14 protein-coding genes and 1 other RNA gene are annotated in these 14,291 nt (G+C 58.8%); 8 read left to right on the top strand and 7 right to left on the bottom strand.

Annotated elements, in window-relative coordinates; all coding sequences use genetic code 11:
- Positions 1–54 precede the first annotated feature (54 nt).
- The 3 genes from hemN to GST84_08160 all read left to right on the top strand — a co-directional run bounded on the left by hemN (position 55) and on the right by GST84_08160 (position 2,960).
- A complete protein-coding gene (gene hemN, locus GST84_08170) occupies positions 55–1,437 on the top strand; it encodes an oxygen-independent coproporphyrinogen III oxidase (protein ID XGB12342.1) in 1,383 nt (460 codons plus the stop codon).
- Between the two features lie 185 nt (positions 1,438–1,622).
- A complete protein-coding gene (gene fnr, locus GST84_08165) occupies positions 1,623–2,357 on the top strand; it encodes a fumarate/nitrate reduction transcriptional regulator Fnr (GenBank protein ID XGB12341.1) in 735 nt (244 codons plus the stop codon).
- Positions 2,358–2,411: 54 nt separating this feature from the next.
- Positions 2,412–2,960: an adenine phosphoribosyltransferase gene (locus GST84_08160; protein XGB12340.1), complete on the top strand. Its 549-nt coding sequence runs from the start codon at positions 2,412–2,414 to the stop codon at positions 2,958–2,960.
- Positions 2,961–2,995: 35 nt separating this feature from the next.
- Here the strand turns inward: GST84_08160 and recR are convergent, their stop codons facing one another.
- The 3 genes from recR to GST84_08145 all read right to left on the bottom strand — a co-directional run bounded on the left by recR (position 2,996) and on the right by GST84_08145 (position 6,377).
- Positions 2,996–3,598, bottom strand: a complete 603-nt coding sequence (recR, locus tag GST84_08155) for a recombination protein RecR (GenBank protein ID XGB12339.1) — start codon at positions 3,596–3,598, stop codon at positions 2,996–2,998.
- 304 nt (positions 3,599–3,902) lie between these two features.
- Entirely contained in the window at positions 3,903–4,238 is a 336-nt protein-coding gene (locus GST84_08150) for a YbaB/EbfC family nucleoid-associated protein (GenBank protein ID XGB12338.1), read from the bottom strand.
- A gap of 63 nt (positions 4,239–4,301) precedes the next feature.
- The gene (locus GST84_08145; GenBank protein ID XGB12337.1) at positions 4,302–6,377 is read right to left on the bottom strand and encodes a DNA polymerase III subunit gamma/tau; all 2,076 of its coding nucleotides are present in this window, start codon (positions 6,375–6,377) and stop codon (positions 4,302–4,304) included.
- Positions 6,378–6,498: 121 nt separating this feature from the next.
- Here GST84_08145 and GST84_08140 point away from each other — a divergent pair, with 121 nt between their 5' ends.
- Positions 6,499–7,305, top strand: a complete 807-nt coding sequence (locus GST84_08140; GenBank protein XGB12336.1) for a transporter substrate-binding domain-containing protein — start codon at positions 6,499–6,501, stop codon at positions 7,303–7,305.
- 418 nt (positions 7,306–7,723) lie between these two features.
- Positions 7,724–9,052, top strand: coding sequence for an IS110 family transposase (locus GST84_08135; protein ID XGB12335.1), 1,329 nt, complete (start codon positions 7,724–7,726; stop codon positions 9,050–9,052).
- 159 nt (positions 9,053–9,211) lie between these two features.
- Here GST84_08135 and GST84_08130 read toward each other — a convergent pair whose 3' ends face one another.
- Both GST84_08130 and GST84_08125 read right to left on the bottom strand, forming a co-directional pair.
- Positions 9,212–9,397 (bottom strand): hypothetical protein, encoded by a 186-nt coding sequence (locus tag GST84_08130; protein XGB12334.1) that lies wholly within the window; start codon positions 9,395–9,397, stop codon positions 9,212–9,214.
- A 447-nt stretch (positions 9,398–9,844) separates the two neighbouring features.
- Positions 9,845–10,333, bottom strand: coding sequence for a DUF2938 family protein (locus GST84_08125; protein ID XGB12333.1), 489 nt, complete (start codon positions 10,331–10,333; stop codon positions 9,845–9,847).
- 82 nt (positions 10,334–10,415) lie between these two features.
- Here GST84_08125 and GST84_08120 point away from each other — a divergent pair, with 82 nt between their 5' ends.
- The 3 genes from GST84_08120 to GST84_08110 all read left to right on the top strand — a co-directional run bounded on the left by GST84_08120 (position 10,416) and on the right by GST84_08110 (position 12,051).
- Positions 10,416–10,826, top strand: coding sequence for a MerR family transcriptional regulator (locus GST84_08120; GenBank protein XGB12332.1), 411 nt, complete (start codon positions 10,416–10,418; stop codon positions 10,824–10,826).
- Positions 10,827–10,922: 96 nt separating this feature from the next.
- Positions 10,923–11,348: a hypothetical protein gene (locus GST84_08115; GenBank protein ID XGB12331.1), complete on the top strand. Its 426-nt coding sequence runs from the start codon at positions 10,923–10,925 to the stop codon at positions 11,346–11,348.
- 223 nt (positions 11,349–11,571) lie between these two features.
- The gene (locus tag GST84_08110; protein ID XGB15726.1) at positions 11,572–12,051 is read left to right on the top strand and encodes a hypothetical protein; all 480 of its coding nucleotides are present in this window, start codon (positions 11,572–11,574) and stop codon (positions 12,049–12,051) included.
- Between the two features lie 432 nt (positions 12,052–12,483).
- Here the strand turns inward: GST84_08110 and GST84_08105 are convergent, their stop codons facing one another.
- Together GST84_08105 and ffs are read right to left on the bottom strand one after the other, a co-directional pair.
- Entirely contained in the window at positions 12,484–13,569 is a 1,086-nt protein-coding gene (locus GST84_08105; protein ID XGB12330.1) for a restriction endonuclease, read from the bottom strand.
- Between the two features lie 272 nt (positions 13,570–13,841).
- Positions 13,842–13,938: signal recognition particle sRNA small type (gene ffs, locus GST84_08100), an RNA gene on the bottom strand.
- Between the last annotated feature and the right edge of the window lie 353 nt (positions 13,939–14,291).

Genomic DNA, 14,291 nt, shown 5'->3' with positions numbered 1-14,291 from the left:
CTACAGACGGCCATAGACTCCGGTGCACTGCTGCTCTTTCCGGGGACTACCCTCATGCTCGACGAACTACGTTGGGATACCGACCTGATCCGCCGCTACGATCTCGCCGGGCCACGCTACACCTCTTACCCAACCGCCGTGCAACTGCACAGCGAGGTGGGTTCGTTCGACCTGCTCAACGCCCTGCGCGAGAGCCGACGGGCCGTGCGCCCGCTGTCGCTGTACGTGCATGTGCCGTTCTGCGCCAACATCTGCTACTACTGCGCCTGCAACAAGGTCATCACCAAGGACCGCGCGCGCGCCGCGCCCTACCTGCAGCGCCTGGAGCAGGAAATCCAGTTGATCGCCTGCCACCTGGACCCTAAACAACGTGTTGAACAGCTGCATTTTGGCGGAGGCACACCAACCTTCCTCAGCCATGTGGAACTGCGCCAACTGATGGCCACCCTGCGCCAGCACTTCCACCTGCTGGACGACGATTCCGGCGACTACGGCATCGAGATCGACCCTCGCGAAGCCGACTGGTCGACCATGGGCCTGCTTCGCGAACTGGGCTTCAACCGCGTCAGCCTGGGTGTGCAGGACCTTGACCCGGCCGTACAACGGGCGATCAACCGCCTGCAGAGCCTGGAGCAGACCCGCACCCTGATCGAGGCTGCCCGCACGCTACAGTTTCGCTCGGTCAACCTCGACCTGATCTACGGCCTGCCCAAGCAAACCCCGGAAGGCTTCGCCCGCACCGTCGAAGAGGTGATCCGCCTGCAGCCCGACCGCCTGTCGGTGTTCAACTATGCCCACCTTCCAGAGCGTTTCATGCCGCAACGGCGCATCGACAGCAACGACCTGCCCAGCGCCGCCGCCAAGTTGGAGATGCTGCACGCCACCATCGACCAACTGACCGCCGCCGGTTACCGCTACATCGGCATGGACCACTTCGCCCTGCCCGACGACGAACTGGCCATTGCCCAGGAAGAAGGCACCTTGCAGCGCAACTTCCAGGGCTACACCACCCACGGGCACTGCGACCTGATTGGCCTGGGCGTGTCGGCGATCAGCCAGATCGGCGACCTGTACTGCCAGAACAGCAGTGACCTCAGCACCTACCAGGACAGCCTGTCCAACGCCCAGCTGGCCACCCAGCGCGGCTTGCTGTGCAACCACGACGACCGTATACGCCGGGCGGTGATCCAGCAGCTGATCTGCCATTTCGAGCTGGATTTCGAACCCATCGAACAGGCCTTCACCCTTGATTTTCGCGGTTACTTCAACGACCTCTGGCCCGAGCTGCTGACCTTGCAGCGCGACGGCCTGATCAGCCTGGACGACAAGGGTATTCGCATCCTGCCGGCCGGCCGGCTGCTGGCGCGCTCGGTATGCATGGTGTTCGACGCGTATCTGGCAATGCACAACCGCCAGCGTTTCTCGCGAGTGATCTGAAAAACAAGGCGTTCACCGCATGGACAAGCTTCCTTGTCAGGCACACTATGAGCACACAAGGACTCCCGGCAGGCCACCTGCCGGGGTTTCGCCAGCGCGCACCATCACCGCGCACACTGGCCTACACCCTGTGTCGTGAGTTACCCTTACGACTTATGTGTGCTTTCCCACAAGGATCGATTCAAATGTCCGAGCCAGTCAAACTGCGCCCACACAACCAGGCCCATTGCAAGGATTGCAGCCTGGCCCCCCTGTGCCTGCCTCTTTCGCTGAACCTGGAAGACATGGACGCACTGGATGAAATCGTCAAACGCGGGCGACCGCTCAAGAAAGGCGAGTTTCTGTTCCGCCAGGGTGACAGTTTTGGCTCGGTCTACGCAGTACGTTCCGGGGCCCTGAAAACCTTCAGCCTCAGCGACAGCGGCGAAGAGCAGATCACGGGCTTCCACCTGCCCAGCGAACTGGTCGGCCTGTCGGGCATGGATACCGAGGCCTACCCGGTATCGGCCCAGGCCCAGGAAACCACTTCGGTGTGTGAAATCCCCTTCGAGCGGCTTGACGAGCTTTCGGTGCAACTGCCGCAGCTGCGTCGCCAGCTGATGCGGGTAATGAGCCGCGAAATCCGCGACGACCAGCAAATGATGTTGCTGCTGTCGAAAAAGACCGCCGACGAGCGCATTGCCACCTTCCTGGTCAACCTGTCGGCGCGCTTCCGCGCCCGCGGCTATTCGGCCAATCAGTTCCGCCTGAGCATGTCGCGCAACGAAATCGGCAACTACCTTGGCCTGGCCGTAGAAACCGTGTCGCGGGTGTTCACCCGCTTCCAGCAGAACGGCCTGCTGCGCGCCGAGGGCAAGGAAGTGCACATTCTCGACCCGATCCAGCTGTGCGCGCTGGCCGGTGGTGCAATCGAGGCCTGAGGCCACGTTTAGCGGGTATACTTGGGCATTCGTTTTCCCAGGATACCCGCAACAATGCACAGCGACGCCTTCGACCTCAAAGCCCTGATCCGCCCGGTAGTGGACTTCCCAAAACCGGGTGTGATCTTCCGCGACATTACCCCGTTATTCCAGTCGCCACGCGGGCTGCGCTATGTGGCCGACCAGTTCATCGAGCGCTATGTCGAGGCTGAATTCAGCCACATCGGCGCCATGGACGCGCGGGGCTTCCTGATCGGCTCGATCATCGCCCACCAGCTGAACAAGCCGCTGATCCTGTTCCGCAAGCAGGGCAAGCTGCCGGCCGACGTGCTGAGCGAGGGTTACCAGACCGAGTACGGCGAGGCCTTCCTGGAAGTGCATGCCGACAGCCTGTGCGAAGGCGATTCGGTGTTGATCTTCGATGACTTGATAGCAACTGGCGGGACCCTGCTGGCGGCGGCCAACCTGGTGCGTCGTACCGGGGCGCAGGTGTTCGAGGCGGCGGCGATCATCGACCTGCCGGAACTGGACGGCTCGCGTCGGTTGCAGGCGGCCGGGGTGCCTACCTTCTGCCTGACCGAGTTTTCCCTCAGCGAGTACTGAGTGGGCTTTTGGGGCTGCTTTGCAGCCCCAATGAATCAGAGCGAAATGGGCCGGCGCCCTGCAAAGGCATGGGCCAGGGTACCGCCGTCCACCATCTCCAGCTCACCGCCCAGGGGCACACCATGGGCAATCCGCGACGCTACCAGCCCTTTCTCGCTCAGCAACTGGGCAATGTAATGCGCCGTCGCTTCGCCTTCCACCGTCGGGTTGGTCGCCAGGATCACCTCGGTAAAGGTGCCCTGCTCTTCGATCCGCGCCATCAGCTGCGGAATACCGATCGCCTCAGGCCCCAGGCCATCCAGCGGCGACAGGTGCCCCTTGAGCACGAAGTAACGGCCACGGTAGCCCGTCTGCTCCACCGCATACACATCGGTCGGCCCCTCGACCACGCACAGCTGGGTGTCGTCACGGCGCGGGTCGGCGCACTGCGGGCACAGCTCCTGCTCGGTGAGGGTGCGACACTGACGGCAGTGGCCCACCCCATCCATGGCCTGGGTCAAGGCCTGAGCCAGGCGCAGCCCACCGCTGCGGTCGCGCTCGAGCAGTTGCAGGGCCATGCGCTGGGCGGTTTTCTGACCGACACCTGGCAAGATGCGCAGGCCGTCGATCAGTTGGCGGATGAGGGGGCTGAAGCTCATGGGAAAGGCCTGACAATTCAATAAGAGGCGGTTTATACCCAGCGAGGGCGGTGGCGTCAAATCAGGTCACCCCAAGTCTACGCGGCCTGCAGTTATATGAGCGCAATTGCCTTGCACAAAACTGGAAAGCCAGTGTGATCACTGTGGGAGCGGGCATGCCCGCCCCCATAGTGATCGTGCAAAAATTTCAAAGTTCGAGCACAACAGTTGTACCCGACATAAAAAAGCAGACCGCGCCTGGGTTGAAATCTACGTAAAAAAAACGCCGCTGATATCAGCGGCGGTTTTGCGTATCGCAATGCCCTTAGAACGGCATCTTGAAGCCTGGCGGCAGCTGCATGCCGGCGGTCATGCCGCCCATCTTTTCCTGGCTGCTTTGCTCAACCTTGCGCACTGCGTCGTTCAGCGCAGCGGCAATGAGGTCTTCCAGTACTTCCTTGTCATCTTCATCAGTCGACATCAGGCTCTGGTCGATGCTGACGCGCTTGACGTCGTGACGACCGGTCATCACCACGCTCACCAGCCCGCCACCGGACTGACCGGTGACTTCGGCGTTGGCCAGTTCTTCCTGCATCTTCTGCATTTTTTCCTGCATCTGCTGGGCCTGCTTCATCAGGCCGGCCATGCCACCTTTCATCATGGGGTATACCTCGATTGGGTCATGTGATGCGGCCCGGCACCGGGCCGGCCGCATGGTTATCCGTTACTGGCCCTGGCTGACCAGGGCTTCTACAGGCTCAATAGTATCCTGCCGCACCTTGGCGCCGAACAACTTGATCATCTGCTGGATCAACGGATCCTGCTCGATCGAAGCAACTGCATCCTGCTGGCGCTCGGCACGCTTGCGCGCTGCGGCCTGAGCCGGGGTTTCCTGCTCGGGCAGGATCAGCTCGATCCGCAGGTTCAGCGTGCGCCCCAGGTGCTGGTTGAGCGCTTCGTTCAGGCGCCGCTGCTGGGTCGCGTTGAACAGTGCCCCCTGGCCCGGGTCCAGATGCAGCAGCCAGTCGTCGCCATCGGCGGCAATCAGTGTACAGTTTGCCGCGATGTTGCCTGTCATCCCTGACACAGGCAACTGTGGGAATAATTCCAGCCATTGCAAGGCCAGGCCGGTGGCCGGTTTGGCTGCCGGCAACGGTTCGGCAGCCGGTTTGGACACGTCTTCCTGAACATGTTCGGCCAACTCGTCCAGGTAGCTGAAACCTGCCGGATCGCTTTCGCCGCCGTAATAGTCTTCGTCCAACGGTGGCTCATCGTCCCGGTCCATCCCCACGGCAGCGTAGGCAGACGGGTCGAAAGGCGGCTCGTCGTGTGCCGGGGCGGCCTGTGGGGGCGCCACCGGGGCAACAGGCTCGGGCGCAGGTGCCGGTTCAGGCGCGGGTTCGGCCGCTAACGGCGCGGGTGCAACGGCAGGCTCTTCCCACGGCAGGTCGACCACTTCGGCAACAGGCTCAGGTACGGAGATGGCCTCGGCTTCGGCCTTCAGCTCAACATCTGCCTCGGCCTCCGGTTCATGATCAGCCGTCGCGGGTGCAGGCACCTCCAGCTGCGGGGCTTGCGCTACAGGCTCCGCCGGCACAGCCGCAACAGGCGATGAAAGCGCGACCGGCGCCGCGGCTGCCACCTGCCCTGCAGGATCAGCTGTGGCCTGGCTGATCCCCGCTGGCTTTAGCACCGGCTTCGGCGCGTCGTCCGTGTCTGCCGGGCGGAACGCCAGCATGCGCAGCAGCACCATCTCGAAGCCACCGCGCGGGTCCGGCGCAAGGGGCAGGTCACGACGGCCAATCAGGCCCATCTGATAATAGAACTGCACATCCTCGGCCGGCAGCGCCGATGCCAGCGCCAATACCCGCTCGCGATCACCCTGGCCGTTGTCTACCGCTTCGGGCAGCGCCTGGGCAATGGCTACACGGTGCAGCACATTGAGCATTTCGGCCAGAACACCCGACCAGTCCGGCCCTTGCTCGGCCAGGTTACGCACGGCCTCCAGCAAAGCCCTGGCATCGCCTTCGAGCAGTGCCTGCAAGACGCCATACACCTGGCCATGGTCGAGGCTACCCAACATGGCACGCACATCGGCGGCCAGTACCTTGCCTTCACCAAAGGCGATGGCCTGGTCGGTCAGACTCATGGCATCACGCATGGAGCCATCGGCCGCACGGCCCAGCAGCCACAGGGCATCTTCCTCGAACGGCACGTTCTCGGCGGCCAGTACGTGACTGAGGTGCTCCACCACCCGCTCCGGGCTCATGTTCTTCAACGAGAACTGCAGGCAGCGCGACAGGATGGTGGCCGGCAGCTTCTGCGGGTCGGTGGTGGCGAGGATGAACTTGACGTAGGGCGGCGGCTCTTCCAGCGTCTTGAGCAAGGCGTTGAACGAGTGGGTCGAGAGCATGTGCACTTCGTCGATCAGGTAGACCTTGAAGCGCCCACGGCTGGGGGCGTACTGCACGTTATCGAGCAGTTCGCGAGTGTCCTCTACCTTGGTACGGCTGGCGGCGTCGATCTCGATCAGGTCGACGAAACGGCCTTCGTCGATCTCACGGCACACCGAACAGGTGCCACAGGGCGTGGAGGTGATGCCGGTTTCACAGTTCAGGCACTTTGCGATAATACGGGCGATGGTCGTCTTGCCCACGCCGCGGGTACCGGTGAACAGGTAGGCATGGTGCAGGCGCTGGTTGTCCAAGGCATTGATCAAGGCCTTGAGCACATGGGTCTGGCCGACCATTTCGCGGAACGAGCGCGGACGCCATTTTCGTGCAAGAACCTGATAACTCATCGAAAAACCATCGTAGCCTGATCGAGCGGAAGATCGCTAATGCTAGCGGAGCGGGGGCAAAATTGCACCCTGCGCAACTCGTCTAAGCTTGGAATGGCGCATTGTCCAGGGAGGATTGCCTTTGCGAAGACTGCTGGCCCTTTTACTGCTGTGGTCTACAAACAGCCTGGCTGACCAGCCGGTGCTGCGCTTTTCCGTCGTCGAGAGCTGGAGCATGCCGCTGGTACGCATCGAAGGCGATCAGCCAGTGGAGGGATTGCTTTACGACCTGATGCAAGCCGTTGCCAGGCAAGTGGGCGCTCGCCCCGAGTTCCACGTCATGGCCCGCTTGCGCCTGGAGGAGGCCATGAGCAGCGGCGATATTGATGTGCGTTGCTACGTCAGTTCCCAATGGCTCAACGACCATCCAAGGGATTTTGTGTGGAGTATCCCGCTGATTCATCAGCGCGACGTACTGGTTGGCCGCGCCGGCGACAGCAACCCGATATCCCCGGAGCAACTGCCACCCCAGGCGATCGGCACGGTGCTTGGCTACACCTATTCAACCCTGCAACCGCTGCTGGACCACGGCCAGCTGCACCGTGAGGACAGCCGCAGCCAGTTGCTGGTGCTGCAAAAGCTGCAGGCAGGCCGGTATCGCCATGCGGTGAGCAACCAGTTGTCGTTGCAGTGGTTCAACCAAGGGTTGCCAGCGGAGCAGCAATTGCAAGCGCTGGCAGTGCTGGACGAACAGGATTTGGGGTGCATGGTGCGCAACGATCCGGCGATACCGACTCAAGGGCTATTGCGGGCGCTGGCAAGAATGAAGCAGTCGGGGGAGATCGAGCGGATTTTGCAGCGGCATGGAGGGACGGGCGAGCCGGAGAGTATGTCTGTGGCCCGGCCCGAAATACCCAGCAAAATGCCGGCACACAGCCAGCGCAACTAACGCCCTGCTCATTTCGCGAACGCTTGCGCAAACACTGTGGGAGCAACTGTCTTGCTCAATTTCTAAAAGCTGGCGCGATCCCTGTGGGAGATCACCCAGCCCTTCCGGGCTGCGCTGTCGCGCAGCAAACATGAGGTGTACGGCTTTAGATCCGCAGCGACGCTGACATTTTGAAAAAGAAAAGGCGGTTGGCCCGGTAGGGCCAGCCGCCTTTTGCTTTGTTAGGGTTCGTGTGCGCGGGACAGAGATCGTAGCCAGCACTGGTGTGTGTCCGCACACCCGCGTGGGAGAGTGATCCGCACGGTATCGGCGTGAAGTCCCTGTAGGCATCAGCTGATTCAGCTGTGACCACGTATGAGAGAGTGAACCCTTTCGCCACCGTGTGCCCCGCGCGCCCTTTATCCTGCGAGGATTCATCATGGCGCGCAAGCCTTCCAAGCAACGCTTTACCGTCGTCCATCCCGATTGCGCAGCGATCGATGTCGGTGGTCGAGAGCATTTCGTGGCGGTCGATCCCCGGCACGAAAATCCCGTCCAGTCGTTCACGTCCTTTACTGACGACCTGCTCAAGATGGCTAACTGGCTTGAAAGCCTGGGGATCAAGGTCGTTGCCATGGAATCCACGGGGGTTTATTGGATTCCAATTTACGAGATTCTCAGCGAGCGCGGTTTTGAGGTTTATCTCGTCAATGCCAGAGCAACTCGGCAAATCACGGGCCGTAAATCAGATGTGCTGGATTGCCAGTGGATTTGGCAGCTGATGACTCATGGACTGCTCAGAGGCGCATTCCGCCCCGATGATCTGACCTGCTGCGTCCGGTCATTGGTCAGGCAGCGTGCTTCCAAAGTGAAAGACCAGGCGCAGACGCTGAACCGGATGCAAAAGGCCATGAGCCAAATGAACATCCAGCTGGCCAATGTCATCAGTGATATTTCCGGCGTAACTGGCATGAAGATTTTGCGAGCCATCTGCGCAGGTGAACGGGACCCAGTGCAACTGGCTGAACTGACCGACCGCCGCATCAAGGCAGGCAAGGAGGCTGTCGCTCGGAGTCTTCATGGCAATTGGCGGCGCGAGCATTTGCATGCGCTAACTCAGGAATTGGCTGCCTATGACTTCCTGGAGCAGCAAATTGCTGATTGTGACGACGCCATAAAAGCCGCGTTAGAGCAGTTGCCGGTGCTGCAAAACAAGCCAGAGCCATCCAATAAGCCTTTACGGAGCCCGCACCGAAACGGTGCCCAACAGACTGAACTGCATCAGACATTGTGGAAAGTTCTTGGCGTGGACCTAACCGCAATTCCAACCATTGGGGTGGACACTGCATTAGTGCTGACAGGGGAGATCGGTACAGATCTATCACGCTTCCCGTCCTCACAGCACTTCTGCTCTTGGTTGGGACTGGCTCCCCCTACTCGAATCTCCGGCGGTCATCGACTGGCAAGTGGTGGGCCAAAAATAGTCAATCGAGCAGCTCAAGCACTCAAGCAGGCTGCATCCAATGCCCGTAACGACAAGGGTTTCATTGGTGCATCGCACCGAGCCAGACTGACTCGAATGGATACCAGCTGCGCCATCAAGGCCACTGCGCATCAGTTGGCACGTCTGGTGTACAACCTTTTAACCAAGAAGCAGGCTTATGTTGAAAAAGGTCTTGAGGAGTTCGAAACCAGAAGCCAGGACCGGCAGGTCCGGGCTTTGCTCCGCAAAGCCCGGAAACTGGGGTATCAGCTGGTGGCCGCTTGAGTGCTTAGAAAACAGTGGGTTGTATTTTGTTTGATGAGAGCGGGCTTGCCCGCGAACACCGGCATAGCCGGTGCCATCCACCGCGTTATATTCTTCGCGGGCATGCCCGCTCCCACAGCGTTGAGCGGCACACTCACAATCTCTATCACAAACTCAATGTCACCGGCCTTTACGTTCAAACGCCAAGCTGACAGCATCCGCCTGCCCCCAGGCAATCTGCATGGCCCGCAACCCATGCTCCAATAACTGCCTGGCTTCTTCGTCCTGAATGCGCTCAAGCGCCCGCCGGCTATCACTGTAGGCGAACATCAGGTAGTGGGAAACATTCATCAACGCGAACCCCATCGGGTCGATGCCTTTGCTGATCGCGCGGGAAAGGGATTTGCCTTGGGGAAGATCGAAGACGTGGGGGCATCGGGGACCCGTTTTTTCATGAGTTCACCATACCGGGCTGAGAGCACCCTTTCGCCTCCACACTTAGGGTGACAGTTGTACGCGGGGTGGAAGACCAGGGGTATGGCAAACCTGGCAGGCCCGAAGGCCTCCCACGCACAACCGTCATATCGACAGCCACCAAACCACCCAGGCTTCCACACCCGATCGCTGAACTGACAGCGACCGCGAAAGCCTAGTGGGCGAGGTTGACCGGAACAATCAGACGGGAGTCGAAGGAACACGTAGGATAATTCGCTATGCCTGCCTGACGCGTAGGAGCTTTCCTAGACTGCTATCAGACCTATTTTAAAAGCAGACACTCTGATCATGTGCTTACTGTAATCGGGATCCCTGTCTTCACAGCAAAGCCCGTAAATACGCACTCAAGAACAACCCCACACCAAACACAAAATGCGTGACCAGGCTCTTCAGGCAGTTCCGCGCAGGTGTCGGCGTTCTGGACGCAAAGAACCCTGCCCCCATGGCCGGCTGCATGAAGCACAGCGGCGCCACGACTGTACCCATACCCACAACTACCGCAGGTAAAACAGTAGGCGATCGCAACCAGCCCTCCCCCACGATCACAAGCAGCAGCATCGCGAAAAGCACGCCGGTGGCGTAGTGAATCACCCATCCCCACGCCAACTCATTTCGCACCGGTTCCGCTTTGGCAATCGCTTGGTGCGAAGCACGCCCACCTAGCAGGTGCCCCGCCCAACGCCCGACCATGGCAAAGTTCAGCGTTGCCACACCCAACCGCCTCAGCAGCAGCCCCCACAGGTCCATCACTACTGTGGCGCCGATGCCAATCGGCAACGCAGCTAAAAACATAGCAGTAAACGTCATAAACAAGCCCTCGAAAGTTGACGGTCCTTACCCATGCCGCGCAGCATAGAAGTTGAAGTCAACTTCAAGTCAAGGGCCCGAAATGGACATTGCCGACGTCGCCAAACGCACAGGCGTACCTGCATCGACACTCCGCTACTACGAGAAGAAAGGCTTGCTCAAGTCCCTGGCCGGGCGCGGCCAGCGACGACAGTTTGCAGCCGATGTGGCGGACAGGCTGGCGCTGATCGCCCTGGGGCAGGCTGCGGGGTTTTCGTTGGATGAAGTGGGGGCGATGTTGGTGGACCTGCAGGTCGACCGGCAGATGCTGAATGCCAAGGCAGACGAACTTGACGCGCGGATCAGGCGCTTGCAGGCCATGAGCAAGGGGTTGCGCCATGCAGCTCAATGCCCTGAGAAAGATCATCTGGCATGCCCGAAATTTCAGCGGCTGATGAAGCTGTCGGCGGCAGGGCTTGGGAAGAAAAAAGCCTGCATCACCCTAGCGATATGATGGCCAAATGATTCTAATACGCCACTATTCAGTGTAAAGTTGCGCACCTCGACGCCCTGCCGCGCGAGAACAGCACTTACACTTAGGAACCGTTGTATGTCCACAATTAGAAATCTGACCGCTGCCGCCCTGATAACGCTGACCACTGGTTGCGCTACTGGCCTTAATTCGGCCCAAGAGTTGGAGCTTGCCAGCTACCGCGCCCAAAACCTCGCGGTTGAAGAAAAGAGCCCTGGACTTGCTGCCGGCCTCGGCTTGCTTCCGGGTGGAGGTTCGTTCTATGGCCGCGCATACGGTTTTGGCGTAGTGAACCTGCTGTTCTGGCCTCTTTCCATTCTCTGGGACCCAGTGAGCGGGCATGACGCTGCAGAGCTCATCAACTACCAAGCCACCAAAGCGCACGTTGCAACGCTTAAAAAGCATGACATGGACGAGCTAGATGCCAAGCTGGAGTCTGACGCGATCGACCTCAAGCGATACACGCTCGACAAACGCAGGATCGATGACAAGTACAACCTGTAAGGGCTACCGATCAGTGCAACGCTCGGCATAAGGAATACACGTTCCGATGATGCCACTCAGCGCGGACGTTGAAACTACTGAGGCCATACACGACGCATGGCTTCTGTCTCATGTGACTGACATACCATCAAGGATTATTCGAGTGAACTACTTCCGTCTGTTTCTAGCCTCGGCATTTATTGCGCTTTGCACAGGGTGCGCTTCACCTGCCCAGATCTCCGGAATGTCCGTAATATCAGATCAAACCGATGCGCAACTCTATGATCAACGCCTGCACCGCAACATCCAGGTAACCGAGGTTAATGGCGGAGACAGCACCAATCCTCTCTGGACTTCGGAAATTGACGGCCCCGACTTTGGCGCAGCCCTCAAGCAATCACTTGCGAGTGCCGGCTTGCTAGGCGAAGGCCCCACCGCCTATACCCTGCGCGCCAACCTGCTACGCGTCGACCAGCCCATTTTTGGCGTGGATTTCGAAGTCACCTGCGAGGCTGAATATACACTGACCGAATCAAGTTCAAACGCCGTCATCTTCCGAGAAATCATTCGGACGCCATATACCGCCGGGATGGGTGACTCACTTATCGGAATCAAGCGTCTTCGCCTGGCCAATGAGGGTTCGGCTCGCACTAATATCAGCACACTGATGAAGCGTCTCAAAGCGTTCAACCCTGAGGCCAAGCAAGTCTCTTTGAAGCAATAAGGCGGACGTTCGTTTGGCTGAGCGATAGCGTGCCTCCTGAGTGCATGCCTTATGGGGCATGGGTTTCAAGCTGATGAGGAGGCTGGCCATTCAACCGTGCGGATATCCAGCAAGAATGCTCAGACTCGGGGTGTAACCAGAATTGTTCCACTTTACTGGTCCACTCCGGTGACATTTCATGGCTTACATCGTCCGCCGCCAATCCGTTTACTACCTAAATCTTAGACTCCCGAAGCATCTGCTCCCCAACCGGCATCCCCTTCGCATACCCCTCCTATTACGAGACATCGAGCTGCTCTGTTTCTCGCAACATCGTTGGTGGAGCGAGCGAGCAGGAAATTAGGCGAATACCATCTAACAGTACCGCCTCAGAAATTATGGCGAGAGCACCGCTCGAAAACTAATAGATCGGTGCCCGCCGGCAACCGAAACTTACTCGTACAGCGAAATAGCACCCTTCAACTGCTCCGCAAATCCGTAGATATCATCCACAGATGCAATTGGATGGCGGGTTTCGTTCTTTTCAGCATCGAAGATTCCTATGTACTTCTGAGTGCGATTGAAGTGCAACCGGCAAATCGGTTTACGATTATTATCGTCCAGCAAAATTCCGAAGTAACTTTGCGTATCACGGTGAACGATCCGTTTTGCATCCACAACCGCCCGCACAATTGCCTTGACGATGTGGAAGCCCTCAAGCTCTTCAAGAGTAGTCTGAATACGGTCGTCGTCGCCGGTTTCCTCAGCAGACTCAGGCTCCGTTGCCGCTTGAACAGCCATCATCGCATAAGACGGCTCGACCGCACCGCTCATAGCTGACTTCAGCCTGTCATTAATCTGATCTCCTAGGAACTGGATTGCCGCCTTCCTAGTCAAGGCGGTGAATTGCTCTCTCACCTTCTGGGTAATGATCCCGTCGTAGACCCGAGTAGCGAAGAACTTCACAAACTCGTCACTAGGCTGACTGAACTGCGAAGCCATTTCTTTCTTGATTTGGCCAACGTACTTCAGTTCTCCAGCAGCACTGATGATCGAGTCAACATCGAAAGCAGACTTGGTTAGCTTCTGAAGCTCTGGAAGGGCGTGCTCGTCCAAATCGAGAAGGTCCAGCTCCAAGAATGGCTTCTCATCCATCTTATTAGGGGCATCAAGGTCGGTGAAGAATCGGTAGACCTGGCCATTGGTAAGGATAGAGATACGTGCGGTGGTGACGTGGAAATACCGGAAGAGCTGGCTCGCGTGATTGATATGCAGCGGCTCACCAATCTTCTTGCACTCGATCAGGATCTGAATCTCGCCGTTCTTCATGATGGCGTAGTCGATCTTCTCGCCCTTCTTCGTCCCCACGTCGCAGACGTACTCTGGCGTAACCTCAGAGGGATCGAAGACATCATAGCCTAGGACGGAGTTGATGAAGGGCATGACAAAGGCAATCTTGGTCGCCTCTTCTGTCTGGATAGCAGGACCCTGCTGGCGGATTTTGGCTGATAACGCGTTCAGTCGCTCTACGAATTCCATGTCTCGCTCCTCGCTCAGATGCCTAATCCTAGTAGCACAGCCGCCGTACTGGCAATTGCAAATCACTGCAAGAGCCAAGGGGAATACGCCACATGAGCGAATGACAAGATAGCGCCGAGATTAGCTTAACCAGAGAGGGTATTGGAGAGGCAAGATGACGACGCCAGAATGCTAAGCACAGCCCACCACTTAGGTGTACTACGGCACTGGTCCACTTCGAGGTTTTGAGCTAGAAAAGACCTTTAGATTAAGGACTTGCGTAATGGAGGCGGCCCCACCAGCCACACCCCGGCACTCGATGTTCCCGCTATGGCTGCTCCCTTCCGGGCCTGACCAGGTTAACGGGTAATCAATGCGGGAAGGCCTGAAAGCCTCGCCATTCCTGACTTCTAGCGTTTTCTGCTCGTCGCACGACTATCAATCGGAGACCACATTCTATAGCGCTGGCATGAGCCTTTGGGAGCGCTTTGGATCACCGTTTCGGATCACTTCTGGATCCCTTTTGGATCACTTGGCCACACCCCACCGGCCATTTTTTGCAAAAAATGCGAGCCCCTATCCATCGAGCCGTCCCACTCGATTCCCCCCGGTACCCACCCCTCCTCGCCTGAAAAAACAGGGCACCCCTCCCCGATCAAACACGATGCTCAGGCTTCCCTGTCGACAGCGAGGGTGAGCCGGGGCACGACGACCCCCACGGGCCTCGATCTCACTTCCATGTG

Source organism: Pseudomonas putida (assembly GCA_041879295.1).
Taxonomy (GTDB): domain Bacteria; phylum Pseudomonadota; class Gammaproteobacteria; order Pseudomonadales; family Pseudomonadaceae; genus Aquipseudomonas; species Aquipseudomonas putida_Y.
Note: the sequence above shows the minus strand (reverse complement) of the source record. Positions and strands in the feature narration are given on the sequence as shown.